General features: G+C 67.5%; 13 protein-coding genes and 2 tRNA genes. 14 read left to right on the top strand and 1 reads right to left on the bottom strand.

Features of this window, described 5'->3' with window-relative positions:
* The first annotated feature begins 66 nt into the window (after positions 1-66).
* The 4 genes from AAF604_22030 to AAF604_22015 all read left to right on the top strand — a co-directional run bounded on the left by AAF604_22030 (position 67) and on the right by AAF604_22015 (position 6,051).
* Positions 67-2,307, top strand: a complete 2,241-nt coding sequence (locus AAF604_22030) for a bacterial transcriptional activator domain-containing protein (protein MEM7052360.1) — start codon at positions 67-69, stop codon at positions 2,305-2,307.
* A 133-nt stretch (positions 2,308-2,440) separates the two neighbouring features.
* Positions 2,441-3,775 (top strand): FAD-dependent oxidoreductase, encoded by a 1,335-nt coding sequence (locus AAF604_22025; GenBank protein ID MEM7052359.1) that lies wholly within the window; start codon positions 2,441-2,443, stop codon positions 3,773-3,775.
* Between the two features lie 10 nt (positions 3,776-3,785).
* On the top strand, positions 3,786-4,766 hold the full coding sequence (locus AAF604_22020; GenBank protein ID MEM7052358.1) for a glycosyltransferase family 2 protein: 981 nt from the start codon (positions 3,786-3,788) through the stop codon (positions 4,764-4,766).
* Positions 4,767-4,779: 13 nt separating this feature from the next.
* Positions 4,780-6,051: a glycosyltransferase gene (locus tag AAF604_22015; protein MEM7052357.1), complete on the top strand. Its 1,272-nt coding sequence runs from the start codon at positions 4,780-4,782 to the stop codon at positions 6,049-6,051.
* Positions 6,052-6,072: 21 nt separating this feature from the next.
* Here the strand turns inward: AAF604_22015 and AAF604_22010 are convergent.
* Positions 6,073-6,159: transfer RNA gene (locus AAF604_22010), tRNA-Leu, on the bottom strand.
* A gap of 196 nt (positions 6,160-6,355) precedes the next feature.
* Here AAF604_22010 and AAF604_22005 point away from each other — a divergent pair.
* From AAF604_22005 to AAF604_21960, 10 genes are all read left to right on the top strand, one after another.
* Positions 6,356-8,269 carry a VacB/RNase II family 3'-5' exoribonuclease gene (locus tag AAF604_22005; protein ID MEM7052356.1) on the top strand — a complete coding sequence of 638 codons (1,914 nt, stop codon included), beginning with the start codon at positions 6,356-6,358 and terminating at the stop codon, positions 8,267-8,269.
* Positions 8,266-8,796: an IMS domain-containing protein gene (locus AAF604_22000; GenBank protein ID MEM7052355.1), complete on the top strand. Its 531-nt coding sequence runs from the start codon at positions 8,266-8,268 to the stop codon at positions 8,794-8,796. Before AAF604_22005 ends, AAF604_22000 begins: the two co-directional genes overlap by 4 nt.
* A gap of 55 nt (positions 8,797-8,851) precedes the next feature.
* Positions 8,852-10,159 (top strand): ribosome biogenesis GTPase Der, encoded by a 1,308-nt coding sequence (der, locus tag AAF604_21995; GenBank protein ID MEM7052354.1) that lies wholly within the window; start codon positions 8,852-8,854, stop codon positions 10,157-10,159.
* Between the two features lie 129 nt (positions 10,160-10,288).
* Entirely contained in the window at positions 10,289-10,615 is a 327-nt protein-coding gene (locus AAF604_21990; GenBank protein ID MEM7052353.1) for an HU family DNA-binding protein, read from the top strand.
* Entirely contained in the window at positions 10,615-10,980 is a 366-nt protein-coding gene (locus tag AAF604_21985; protein ID MEM7052352.1) for a MerR family transcriptional regulator, read from the top strand. Before AAF604_21990 ends, AAF604_21985 begins: the two co-directional genes overlap by 1 nt.
* 79 nt (positions 10,981-11,059) lie before the next feature.
* Positions 11,060-11,136, top strand: a tRNA-Pro gene (locus AAF604_21980).
* Between the two features lie 52 nt (positions 11,137-11,188).
* Positions 11,189-11,905 (top strand): hypothetical protein, encoded by a 717-nt coding sequence (locus AAF604_21975; GenBank protein ID MEM7052351.1) that lies wholly within the window; start codon positions 11,189-11,191, stop codon positions 11,903-11,905.
* A 96-nt stretch (positions 11,906-12,001) separates the two neighbouring features.
* Positions 12,002-12,481 (top strand): 6,7-dimethyl-8-ribityllumazine synthase, encoded by a 480-nt coding sequence (gene ribH / locus AAF604_21970; GenBank protein MEM7052350.1) that lies wholly within the window; start codon positions 12,002-12,004, stop codon positions 12,479-12,481.
* On the top strand, positions 12,478-12,972 hold the full coding sequence (nusB, locus tag AAF604_21965; GenBank protein MEM7052349.1) for a transcription antitermination factor NusB: 495 nt from the start codon (positions 12,478-12,480) through the stop codon (positions 12,970-12,972). The genes ribH and nusB overlap by 4 nt, the downstream gene beginning before the upstream one ends.
* Positions 12,965-13,498, top strand: a complete 534-nt coding sequence (locus AAF604_21960; protein ID MEM7052348.1) for an LptE family protein — start codon at positions 12,965-12,967, stop codon at positions 13,496-13,498. The genes nusB and AAF604_21960 overlap by 8 nt, the downstream gene beginning before the upstream one ends.
* The last annotated feature ends 44 nt before the right edge of the window (positions 13,499-13,542 follow it).

Here is a 13,542-nt window from a genome sequence, read left to right as displayed (position 1 = left end):
TGAAGGCGTCGACCGTCGGCGAAGCGACTTCGCCCGCCGATGCCGGGGTCCGCTCCTCGAACCGCCATGCTTCCCGGACGCGGTAGTCGCACCCCCCATTTCAAGCGCCTTCTCGGGCGAATCCACGCCCTCGACGGGCCGGTGATCCAGCTTTGGTCCTGGCCCGGATCGGGCCAGCAAGGGGTGCTCGACGCCCTGGTGGCGGGAGAAGAGGGCAACGCCCAGCCGCTGGCGGTCGAGGATCTGGCGAGCCGTGAATCCCTCGACCGCGTGGTCAGCGGCGCCCGAGCCGGCGATTCCCGCTGGCTGGTGGCGCCGGCGATGCCCACCCTGCCGACCGGCGCCATCGAGGTCATCGCCAGCGTGCTCGAGAGCGGTCGACGACTGGTCTTCGCGGCCCCCCGCAAGGTGCGTGAGGGTCCGGTGACGATCACTCGCATCGCCCCGGAGGAGTTTCTGCTGCGCGAGGAAGAGATCGGGGATCTGTGGGCGGCGGTGGTCGGGCGTGAACCCGGCGAACGACTGAAGTGGGCGCTGCAACAGGCGACCGATGGTTGGTATCGGCCTTTGATGCAGGTCGCCGAGGCCTTCGCCCACGGCGAGACCTTCGAGCAGGGTGCTCTCGGCTTTGCCCCGATCCGGGCCTTCCTGCAACACGAGGTGATGGCCGAGCTACCGGCGGAGCTGAGCCGCCTCTGTCATCGCCTGTCCCTGACCGATGATCTCGAGGAGGGTTTCTGGCGCGGTTTGCTGGACGACGAGGAGCTGATGGACCTGCGGCGATTGGTCGACTCCTGGGGCCTGGCGGTCGACCGCGGCCGGCCGCGGCTCCCGACCCTGGTGCGAGCCTGGACGCGGCAGCAAGGTCGCGCCGAGGGCGATGGCGACTGGCAGCACCGACTCGGTCGGCGCGAGTGGCAGCGCCAGCGACCGGCGGAGGCGGCGGAGCTGTTCGTTGCCGGTGCTGCCGGAGAGGACCTCGAAGCGCTGGTCACCGAATCGTGGCCGGAGCTGGTCGCTGTCCTGCCGCTCGATCGTCTGGGGGCGGTCCTGGAGGGCGCTGGGCGCCTGGCCGCCGAGCTCGAAGCGCGGGTCGAGGGCCTGCGCTCCGGCCTGGCGGTGAAACGCGAGCTGCCGCAGGAGGCGGAGCTCGCCGCCACCCTGGCGGTGATCGACGAGCTGCTCGATGCGGCGGCGCCGGCGGCCTCCGGAGCGGCGTCCGTGCCCAAGCCCCTCGAGGCTCTCGAGCGCTTGGCGCAGATCCTGCGCTTGCCCGTCGGGGTCGGCCTCGACGTGGTGGCGACGGCCCTGATCAGCGTGCTGCGCGATCTTCGGCCGGTTCCGCGGGCGGCGGATTTCCTGCACGGCCCCCTCGGCCACGAGGTGGTGGGCTCGCTGCTGGAGCACCTCGGCGAGCTCTCCCTCCGTCGCCTGATCGCCGAGCGCCCGGGATTGGCTCGACAGCTCCGCCGGCGCGCCGATCTACCGACCGACTGGCGGTCTTTCCTGGCCCGCCTACCGTTGCGCGAGATCCGCCGCGAGCGGCCCGCCCCGGGATTCACACTGCAGCTCCTCGGCGAGGGGCGGGTCGAGCGAATCCTCCCCGACGGCGCGACCCGCAAGGTCCGCTGGACGCTCCGGCGAGCCTTCCTGGTGGTGGCCCTGTTGGCGACGCGGCCGGACTTCCGGGCCACCCGCGAGGAGATCGAGGAGGCGCTCTGGCCGGGGCAGGAAAAGGACATCATCCGCAACAACTTCCACCCCACCTTCAGCCATCTTCGGCGCAGCCTGGGAAAGGACCTGCCGGTGCCCCCCTTGCTGTTCGAGGACGGCAGCTATCAACTCCACCCGGAGCTCTATTGGGAGGTCGATTCGCAGCGCTTCGAGCGCCTCGTCGGCGAGGCCCGGGAGCGCTTGCGGGACGAGCAGGTGGGGGTGGCCGCCACCGTCTTCGAAGAGGCCTGGTCGCTTTACCGCGGGCCGTTCTTGAGCGGCCGGCACGAGGCCTGGCTGCTGCAGAGCCGGGAGGCCCTGCAGGCGAGTTACCTCGAGCTGCTGGGGGGGCTGGGGGAGGCCTATCTCCGTCTCGAGCGGCTCGAGGAGGCGATCGACGTGCTGCGCGCTTCCTTGATCCAGGATCCCCTGCAAGAGCTGGTTCATCTCAAGCTGATGCGGGTCTTCAGCCGCCAGGGCCGGCGCGACCTGGTGCGGCGGCAGTACGACCGACTGACCTCCCTGCTGGATCGAGAGCTGGGGGTCCAGCCGATGCCCGAAACCGGTGCCGAATATCAGCGCCTGATGACCTGAGCGGCCTTTACGGCGCTGCCGCGATCGGCGACAATGGCGCAGTCGCCGAGGTGCCGGAAGCTCGCCGGTCGCGACGACGCTCCCGCGGCCGAGCCGCGATCCTTCCTCCTGACAGCCAACGGAAGATTCATCCATGGGCCAACGACACGATGTGATCCTCGGAGGTGGGCTGGCCGGTCTGAGCGCCGCCTACACTTTCCAGCAGGCGGGGGAGTCCCACTGGCGGGTTTTCGAGCGCGAGAGCCGAGTCGGTGGGCTGGCTCGCTCGATGGAGCGCGACGGCTACCTGTTCGACTTCGGGCCCCACATTCTGTTCACCATCGATCCCGAGATGGAAGCCCTGATTCGCGACCTGCTGGGGGACAACTTCCACGCCCAGGAGCGCAGCGCCTACATCTACCACCATGGCCCCGACGTCTACACCCCGTTCCCCTTTCAGGCCCATCTCTTCGGACTGCCGATTCCGGTGGTCAAGGATTGCCTCGTCGGGTTGGTGCGAGCGGTCGAAGCGCAGGCCCGCGGCGAATTCGCGCCACGCAACTATGACGAGTGGATGCGGGGATTCTTCGGGGAGGGCATCGCCGAGCACCTGATGATCCCCTATGCCAAGAAGCTCTGGACCGTCGAGCCCTCGACGATGGACTTCAACTGGATCGGTCGCCGGGTGCCGACGCCGGACGTCGAGCGGGTGGTCGCCGGCGCCCTCACCGGCGACGTCGAGCTGGTCGGGGCGACGTCCCACTTCTGGTATCCCAAGGTGGGAGCCATCGAGCCGCTGCCGAAGGCCTTGGGTGCGCGGGTCAACAACATCGAGCTCGAGCGCACCGCCGTACGCATCGAGCTGCCGGAAAAGCAGGTGGTGTTCAGCGACGGCGAGGTGGTGCCCTTCGACCGGCTGATCTACACCCTGCCCCTGCACCTGGTGCATCGCTTCGTGCCGGCAGCGCCGCCGGAGGTGGTGCGAGCCTGCGAAGGGCTGCGCTACCAGGGCATCTACTGTGTCAATCTCGGCATCGGCCGCGAGAACATTTCGGACAAGCACTGGATCTACTTCTACGAGGACGTCTTTCCCTTCCATCGGCTGTCCTTCCCGGCCAATTTCAGCCCCGGAACGGCGCCGCCGGGCAAGAGCTCGATCTCGACCGAGGTCGCCTTCTCGAAGGAGCGTCCGCTGAATCGGGACAGCGCCATCGAGAAGACCATCGAGGGCCTGCGGGCGGCCAAGATCCTGCTGCCGGACGATCCCATCGAGCTGGTCTACACCGAGGAGATCCATCCCGCCTACGTGATCTACGATCTCGATCACGGGCGCCACGTCGAGACCATTCGAGGCTGGCTGGCGGAGCACGGAATCCTCACCGCCGGTCGCTTCGGCGAGTGGCAGTACTTCAACATGGACCACTCCATGCGCAGCGGCAAGACCGCCGCCGAGCGCATTCTGGCGGAGCGCCCCGCCGTCGCCCGGTAGAATCACCCTCATGGAATCGCAAGCGGTCGAGTTCCCGCGAGACGCACCGGAGCCGGAGGCTCTCGACGTCAGCGTGTTGGTACCGGTGCTCGATGAAGTCGAATCCGTCGCCGAGCTGGCGCGGCGGGTGAAGGCCGAGCTCGAAAGCCTCGGCAAGAGCTTCGAGGTCATCTTCGTCGATGACGGCTCGCGCGACGGCACGCCGGACCGGGTGCGCGAGATCCACCGACGAGATCGCCGCATCAAGCTGGTGCGGCTGCGCCGCAACTTCGGCAAGGCAGCGGCGATCTCGGCGGGCTTCGACCATTCGCGCGGTCGCGTCTTGATCACCATGGATGGTGATCTGCAGGACGATCCGGCGGAGATCCCGCGCTTCCTGGCGGAGCTCGAGGAGCATGATCTCGACCTGGTTTCGGGTTGGAAGAAGAAACGCCACGACCCGGCCGGCAAGCGTTATCCGTCGAAGCTCTTCAACTGGGTGACCGGGCGTCTCTCGGGGGTGCCGCTGCACGACCTCAACTGTGGCTTCAAGGCCTACCGCCGGGAGGTGCTGGAGCAGGTCGCCATCTATGGTGAGCTACACCGCTTCATCCCGGTTCTGGCGAGCCGCCGGGGCTTCGCCATTGGCGAGATCGAGGTCACCCACCACCCGCGCCGCTTCGGGCGCAGCAAGTACGGATGGGATCGTCTCTACAAAGGTCTTCTCGACCTGATCACCGTTCTCTTCATCACCAAGTACACCCGCCGGCCGCTGCATCTCTTCGGCTTGATCGGTCTGACCCTGCTGAGCCTCGGCTTCGGCATCAACCTCTACCTCGCCATCCTCTGGATGGGCGGAGCCACCCTCTCGAATCGCCCTCTGCTGCTGCTCGGCGTGCTGCTGATGGTGCTCGGGATCCAGGTGCTGACCACCGGCCTCATCGGCGAGATGATCACCTTCAAGAACTTCCGGCGCCGCGACAGCTACTCGGTCAAGGAACGGCTGGACTGAGGATCTGTTGGCGGTGTCCGAGCCCGAGCTTCCAGGAAACGGGCGGTCCCGGCCGCTCGAGATCCTCTTCCTGACCCAGACCTATCCGCGCTTCGAGGCCGATACCTCCGGTCCCTTCATTCGCGATCTCGCCCGCGGCTTGGTGCGCGGCGGCGACCGCGTGACGGTGCTGACGCCTCACACCGCCGGTCTGGCGGCGTCTTGGGACGATGGCGGAGTCGCGGTGGAGAGCTTCCGCTATGCCCCGGAGAAGCTCGAGGTACTGGGCTACAGCCGCAGCCTGGAGGCCGACGAAACGGTCAAGGGCGGTGCCGCCCTGGCAGCCCCCTTCTACGCCTTCGGAGCGCGTCGGGCACTGCGGCGCCGGCTGCGCGGAGGCCGACCAGGGCAGCCACCCTTCGATCTGGTTCACGCCCACTGGGTGGTGCCCAACGGGGTGGTGGCGAGCTACGGACACGGCGCCGTGCCGCTCGCCATCGGTCTCCACGGCAGCGACGTCTTCATGGCCGAAAAGGCCCTCTTTCGCCCCTTCGTGCGGCGGGCTCTCGGTCGCGCCGGCCTGCTCACCGGCTGCTCTCCCGAGCTCGTCGACCGGGTGCGTGCTCTGGGCTTTCCGGAGTCGGCTTCGCGCGTCATTCCCTATGGCGTCGATACGGCGGCCTTCCATCCCGCCGCGGCCCGAGGCGCTTCCTCGACTTGGCGTGAGCGACTCGGCATTCCGGTCGATGCGCCCCTCGCCCTCGGGGTCGGTCGCATGGCGACCAAGAAGGGCTTCCACGTTCTGATCTCGGCCCTGGACGCGCTCTTCGCCCACGCCCCGGAGGCCCATCTGGTGCTCGCCGGCGGCGGCGATCTGCAGGAAGAGCTGGTCCGCCGAGCCGCCGCCTGGAGCCACCGGGTGCACTTTCCGGGGGCGGTGCTGCGCGACACCTTGCCGGACCTCTACCGCGCTGCCGACGTCTTCGTGCTGCCGGCGGTCCACGACGCGAAGGGCAACGTCGACGGCCTGCCCAACGTCATTCTCGAGGCGATGGCGAGCGGTCTTCCGGTGGTGGCCTCGGGGATCTCGGGAATTCCGCTGGCGGTCGACGATGGCGTCCACGGGCGGCTGGTGGCGGAAGGGGACGGCGCGGCGGTGGCGACTGCCCTGGGCAACCTCCTGGCGGACCCTGGAGCCCGTCGGGAAATGGGCAGCCGGGCGCGGGCCAAGGCCGAGGCGGAGCTCACCTGGGACGCCGTCGCGGCGCGCTACCGCGCGGGCTACGCTGACCTACTGAAGATTTGAATCGAGTTGAAGCGAGATGACTGGTGCGAAAGGGGGGACTCGAACCCCCACGACCTTGCGGCCACAAGATCCTGAATCTTGCGCGTCTACCAATTCCGCCACTTTCGCGCCCGAGTGATTGTAGAGAGTGACCGAGACCGTGTCAATCGATATTCCAGGGGGGCGTGAGTGGCTCGAAGCGGACCTCGAGAATCGCCTCGAAAGAGCCGGAGCGCGGGGTCTCGAGGCACCTCGGGAGGACTCCGAAAGGGCCGCGATGGCGGCTCTCGAGGGGCGCGGGAAGGCGCTTCGCTGGCGCGGCCGGATGGTGCTACCGGAAGCCGTCGGCATGCTCCGCGGCGTGCTCGAGACGGGCCCTGACGAAGGTCCCTGGCGCTTGCCCGACGAGGCTTCCGAAGCCGCCGCTTGGATCTCGCCGGAGAATCGCCAGGGAGCCCGGCCGGGGGATCGCGTGATCGCTCGGCCACTGGCCGGTCGGCGCCGACGAGTCGGCGATCAGTCCTTGCCGGAGGCCAAAGTGGTGACGGTGGTGGCAGCGCCACGGCGCCGGCGAGTCGGTTTGGTGGACGAAGAGAACCGCTGGGTCGCCTTTTATTCGAAGGCCGCGCCGCCGCGGGGCGGTTGGCAGGGGTTGCCCCGGAACCGTTGGCTCGAAGTCGAAGAGATGGCCGGTGGAGCGGTCGAGCTGAGGCGCGACTTTGGTGATGCTTCCGAAGCCGGGCAGGACGAAGCGGTGGTGATCGCCGCCGCCGAGCTGGCCACCGAATTTCCCGCCGACGTCCTGCGCCAGGCCGCTCGCCTGGGCGACCATCCATCGGCGTCGGATCTCGATGGCCGGCGGGACCTGCGCTCGCTTCACACCCTGACCATCGACGGTGCGGCGACGCGTGATTTCGATGACGCCCTGTCTCTCGAGTCCGATGGCTCCGGCGGGCTCCGCCTCGGAGTGCACATCGCCGATGTCGCCCACTACGTTCCCGAGGGCAGTCCCCTCGACCTCGAGGCCTACCGGCGCGGGACGAGCGTCTACTTCCCGGGGCGGGTCCTGCCGATGTTTCCGAGTCAGCTCTCGGACGGTTTGTGCTCGCTGCAGCCGCAGGTCGACCGCTTGACTCTGTCGGTGTTTCTCGACCTCGATGGCGATGGTGGAGTGATCGATGCGCACGCCGTGCCGGCGGTGATTCGCAGCCATCGGCGGTGGACCTACGATGAGGTCCAGGCGGTGCTCGATGGCGCTGGGGACGATGGCGAAGAGACTGCCCGGCTGCGGGCCCTCGGAGAGCTGGCCGACAAGCGCCGCCGGCGGCGCGAGGCGCGTGGCGCCCTCGACTTCGATTCTCCCGTCGCCGAGGTCAGCCTCGATGCGGCAGGAACGGCGGTGGCGGTCGAGACCCGACCCCGCACGCTGGCCCAGCGGATCGTCGAAGAGGCGATGCTGATGGCCAACGAGGCGGTGGCCCGGGCGCTTTCCGATGGCGGCATCTTTCGCATTCATCGCGGGCCTCGGGCGGAGGATGTCGCCGAGCTCGAACGGGCCCTGGCGCCCCTCGGCCTCGGCCTCGGGGAGGAGGCCCGACCGGCGGACTTCGCGGCCTTGCTGCGCCGCGTCGCCGGTAGCGATCGCGAGTCCGTTGTCTCGGCGCTGGTGATGCGCGCCCTGGGACAGGCGACCTACGGCTGCGACGATCGTGCCCATTTCGCCCTCGCCGCGCCGGCCTACACCCACTTCACCTCACCCATCCGGCGCTATCCGGACCTGGTGGTGCATCGCTGCCTCAAGATCATGCTCACCGGTCGAGACTTGCCCACCGACCTGCGCCGGCGACTGCCCTTCATCGCGCGCCGGGCGAGCGAACGGGAACGCCGAGCGACGCGGGCCGAGCGCAGCCTGCGGCAGTGGAAGCTGGTGCGCCACCTTTCGGATCGCCGGGGCGAGACCTTCAGCGGCCGGATTACCGGCGTCGAGCGCTTCGGGGTCTTCATCGAGCTCGAGGGGTTCCAGGTAGCCGGCCTGATTCCGGTGGCGGCGCTGGGCCAGGAGTACTTCACCTTCGAGGCGAAAGATCGTCGCTTGGTGGGCTCTCGGAGCGGCCGCCGATTCGAGCTCGGCGACCGCCTCGAAGCGGTTCTGGCGGCGGTCGACGAGCGCCGGCGAGGACTGATTCTCGAGCTGCGGGAACCTCCGCCATCGCGGCGCGGTCGAAAGAGGAGAGGATGAGCTTCTCGATCCCGCTGACCTCCGGAGCCGCGATGCTAAGATCCGCGCCGATGTCGATCCGCTGCCTCACCGCCATGGCGATGACCCTGTTGGTCATTCTCCTCGCCGGTTGTGCCGACGAGGCGCAGCGCAACGAGGACGTTCGGCCTGAGGTGGAGACCCTGATCAACGCCTATCTTCCGGCCCTCGGACAGTTCTACGAGACCGGAGACACCAGCCTGGTCGAGGGCCTGGCGGCGGAGAAGGAGGTGTTCACCGTCGAGCAGCGCATCCGCAAGCTGGCCGAGGCCGGGCGGCGGGTGAGGGCGACGCCGAAGCAGGTGAGCATCGAGCGAATCGACGTCTATCAGTACTCCAACGCTTACGTGACCACCTTCGAGCTGTGGGATCTCGAGGTGATCGCCATCGGCTCCGAACGCCAGATCTCGCAGGTGATCGACCAGCCGAACCAGGTGCGCTACCAGCTCAAGCGTAGCGACGGGCGCTGGAAGATCCTATTCCGCGAGCTGGTCAAGACGGAAGAGTAGGTCACTGGCGGCGCTTTGCCGCAGCGACAGCCACTCCCCGAGGAGGTCTCGAAGTATGTCCCTGACACCGACGGTGGCGGTGGTCGGTCGGCCCAACGTCGGCAAGTCGACCCTGTTCAATCGTCTGGTCGGCCGGCGCCAGTCGATCGTCCACGATCTGCCCGGCGTGACGCGGGATCGCATCGTCGGCACCGCCGAGATCGCCGATTTCCGCTCCATCCAGCTGATCGATACCGGTGGCCTGGTGCCGGGCGATGATCCTCTCGGCCTCAATCAGCAGGTTTTCCTGGCGGTCGAGGAGAGTGACCTTCTGATCCTGGTGGTGGATGGCCGGGACGGCCTGGTACCGGCCGACGAGGAGGTTTGGGAACAGCTACGCAGCCGCGGCGTGCCGACCCTGTTGGTGGTCAACAAGGGCGATACCCGCCAGGCTCGCGAAGGCTTCGCGGAGTTCTACGGCCTCGGCATCGCCGACGCCGTGTTGGTGTCGGCGGAGCACGGCGACGGCATCAACGATCTGCGCGAGCTGCTGATCGAGCGTCTGCCCGAGATTCCCGACATCGAGCCGCCGGCGGATGCCGCCACCATCGCCGTGGTGGGACGCCCCAACGTCGGCAAGTCGTCCTTGCTCAACCGAGTGGTGGGGGAGGAGCGCTCCCTGGTGACGCCGGTGGCGGGAACCACCCGGGATCCCGTCGACACCCTCATCGAGCGCGATGGGCGCCGCTACCTGCTGATCGACACGGCGGGCATCCGCCGCCGCAGCAAGGCCTCGGATACTCCCGAGGAGCTCGCCATCATGATGACCCGGCGTCAGATCGAGCGCGCTCAGCTCGCTCTGCTGGTGATCGATGCGGCCGCCGGCGTGACCAGCGGCGATCTCGCCATCGCCGGCCAGATTTGGGAGCTCGGGCGGGCCGCGGTGGTGGTGATCAACAAGTGGGATCTGCTCGACGAAGCGGGCCGGGAACGGCTCGACCTCAGTTTTCCGCGCCTTGACGAAATCCTCTCCCATCCCTTGCGAGTGAACATCTCGGCGCTCACCGGACGGGCTCTCGAAAAGGTCTTCCCGCAGGTCGACGAGGCCCTCGCCGCCCACGGCGTGCGTCTGACCACCAGCGAGGTCAATCGGCTGTTCGAGGAGGCCCTGCGGCGCCGCAAGCCGCCGGCCTTCAAGGGGCGGCCTTGGAAGGTCTACTACGCCACCCAGGTCGGCAGCGAGCCGCCCACCTTCATGCTGTTCGCCAACCGCACGCTGCGCCGTTCAGATACCTTCCGGCGCTATCTGATGAACCACGTGCGTCGGGAGCTCGGCCTGCCCGGCATTCCGGTGCGGCTGGTGATTCGCAAGCGAGATCGTTGAGGTCGGCGAAGTCCGATGTCACGGTCGCGGCTGCTTCCGACACCTCGGCGACAGAGTTTGAGCGCTCCCTTGGGATCGCCTATACTGCAGAAAATTCACCCGGATCGTTGGTCGAGGCTGAACAATCGAGTGTCCGACGCGAAGCAGAGCAAGGGGCTGACCAAAGCCGACCTGATCGACGTTGTCTACCAGCGTCACGGCGCATTGACGCGCAATGAGGCGGCCCGCATCGTCGATACCATCTTTTCGACCGTCAAGACGAGCCTGGGGGGCGGCCGGCCGGTGCGGATCAAGAACTTCGGGACCTTCGAGGTGATGGAGCGGGTCGGCCGCGTCGGGGTCGATCCCTCGAGCGGCAATCGCATCTTCATTCCGCCCCACAACGGCCTCAGCTTCCGGCCGGCCCGGCGACTCAAGAACATCGTCACGGACGAGCGCGACGGAGGCGATCGCTGATGGCCGGCAAGGTCCACAAGCGCCTTTATTACAAGATCGGCGAGGCCTGCAAAGAGCTCGACATCGCGCCCTATGTGCTGCGCTACTGGGAGACCGAGTTCGCGGCCCTCAAGCCGAACAAGAGCCGTTCCGGTCAGCGCGTCTACGGCGAGAAGGAGATCGCCGTCATCCGGCGGATCAAGGAGCTCCTCTATGAGGAGGGGTACACCATCGCCGGTGCCAAGAAGAAGCTCGACGTAGAGATGGCCGATGGCGGCCCGGAGTCGCCCCCGGTTCAGCCCGCGGCCTCCTCCGATCAGCTCGCCGAGGGCCTGCGCCGCGCCTTGCGCGAAGCCCGCGAGATCCTCGCCCTGCTCGACCCCTGAGCCCTTTTCCGGGCGACACCGCGCGAGCAGCGCAAAGGCCTTCTACTCCCCGGAGTGGTGTAGTAAGCTCGCCCGCGGTCGGGACGTGGCGCAGTCTGGTAGCGTACCTGAATGGGGTTCAGGGGGTCCCGGGTTCGAATCCCGGCGTCCCGACCAAGTCGTCCTTCGAAGGTCTCTCGAGCCAACTCCTGCGGTTTCCGGCGGTGCCATGAAAATGACCCTTCGCCAGGCTCTTCTGCTGTGTTCCACCTGCTTGCTGCCGGCCATCGTGGCCGTCCCGGGAGGGCGCTGGCTGCTGCCTTTCTTGGCGCCTCTGACCCTCTACTCGGCGTTTGCCCGCCGGGTCGGGGAGCGGGACTACGTCGGCGCCTGGCGCCTGGGAATGGTCTGGGCCGGTTTGCTCAGCGCCGGGGTCATCGCCCTGGTGATCGCCCTTCCGGAGGTGGCAAAGGCCGGCATCCTGAACGGCGAGCCATACCGCCAGGAGATGTTCCAGTGGATCGCAACCGGCTTGGGGCGGGAGAACAACCCGGCGGCCTTTCTGCCGGAGCATCTGCTGCATCTCTCCCTGTTCGTGCTCCTCACCTATCTCACCGGCGGCTATCTCGGCCTGGTGCTGGGCTCCGCCCTGGTGGCCTACATGAGCTACTTCGTCGGCAACTACGCGGTGGCGGCCGATTCTTGGGTCTTCGGCAGCATCGTCGCATGGGTGCCATGGTCGGTGGTGCGGGTGGCGGCCTTCGTGCTCTTGGGAGCGCTCTTCGCCCGCCCGCTCCTGGTCGGACGTCGTTGGCCCTTCAGCGGCCTCGAGGGTCGTTTGATGGCCCTCGGAGGGGCCGGAATTCTGACCGATATGACGGTCAAGACCTTGCTCGCTCCGCGCTATGGGCTGTTCCTTCGGCAGCTCGCGGACGGCGCCCTTTGAGGCCCTCGGGCGCGCGTTGACAGCGCCTTCGAGAGCGCCCTATACTGATTTTCCCACCCGCTGTTTGGTCTGCCTTCTCTCCTCTTAGGGAGTCCCATGAACGACATTCGTGAGAGCGTCGGAAATCTCGATGGAAGAGGTCAGCGATTCGCCATCGTCGCCTCGCGGTTCAACGAGCGCCTGGTCGAAGAGCTGGTCCGGGGGGCGATCGACGCCCTGCTTCGCCACGGCGTGGCGGCATCGGACATCCATCTGGTACGGGTTCCCGGTGCCTGGGAGATTCCCGCGGCGCTGGAGCGCCTCGCGACCACGGAGGTCGATGGGCTGATCGCCCTCGGCATCGTGATTCGCGGCGAGACTCCGCACTTCGACTATGTCTGCTCGCGCGTCAATCAGGGATGTGGGCACGTCGCCGATCACCACGGGATCGCCGTCGGATTCGGAGTCTTGACCTGCGAGACGACGGCCCAGGCGGAGGCGCGGAGCGGTGGCAAAGCGGGGAACAAGGGGCGCGAAGCGGCCCTCGCCGCTCTCGAGATGAGCCGCCTGCTGCCGCAGCTCGGGACCTCACCGTGAGCGATCCGGGCAGCGCCTCGCCGCTGGCGACGGAGAGCAGCAGCCGGCCCCTCGGGAAGCGGCGTGCCGCCCGCGAGATCGCCCTGCGGATGCTTTACCAGCGCGACCTCGGGCGGTCCAACCTGCCGCAGATCTTCGCCTCCTTCGACCTCGGCGAGTTCGTCGCCGACAGCGGTGGGCGGCGGCGCAATCCGCAGGCCGCCCTCGAGTTCGCCAAGATCCTGGTACAGGGCACCGTCGATCATCTCGCCGAGATCGACGGCTCGATCGAAGGGCAGGCCGAAAACTGGCGCCTCGAGCGCATGCCGGTGGTCGATCGCAACGTGCTGCGGCTGGCGGTCTACGAAATGCGGTACCAGAAGGAAACTCCCAAGCTCGTGGTCGTCGACGAGGCCATCGAGCTGGCCAAGAAGTACGGCTCCGATCAGTCGGGGCGATTCGTCAACGGCCTTCTCGATGGGCTGATGAAAGGAAAAGCGACCGATGCGTGATGGAGCCGGCTGGTGGATGCGGAGCGTTCTCGGAGGGGTCCTTCTCGCCTTGTTGTCGTCCTGCGGCTATTCCCTGGTCGGCCGGGGCGTCAACATTCCAGAACACATCGAGGCGGTCTATCTGGAAGCTCTGGTCAACCGCACCCAGCGCTCCCAGGTCGAGCAGTTCCTGACCCGCGCCATCGCCGATGAGCTGACCACCCGTCGACGCTTCGACCTGGTGGCACGCGCTGAGGATTCAGACGCCCTTCTGCAGGGCTCGGTGGAGCAGTTCGCGGTCACCCCGATCACCTTCGATCCCGAAGGCCTCGCGACCGAGTACGAGATCTCGATCACCGTCAAGGTGGCCTTCACGGAGCGTGAGACGGAAGAGGAGCTGTGGAAGAACGAGCGCTACCTCTTCCGCGAGAACTACGCCGTCGACGATTCCTCGACGGACTACTTCGATCGCGAGAACGACGCCATCGAGGAGGCGGCGGAAGCCTTTGCCGAAACCATGGTGAGCGACCTGCTCGAAGGCTTCTAGCAGGCTGCTGAAAAACTCGTCGGCAACCTGCGACCGGGCCCGAG

The sequence above is a fragment of the Acidobacteriota bacterium genome (assembly GCA_039028635.1).
GTDB lineage: Bacteria > Acidobacteriota > Thermoanaerobaculia > Multivoradales > JBCCEF01 > JBCCEF01.
This window is presented reverse-complemented; position numbering and strand designations above follow the sequence as displayed.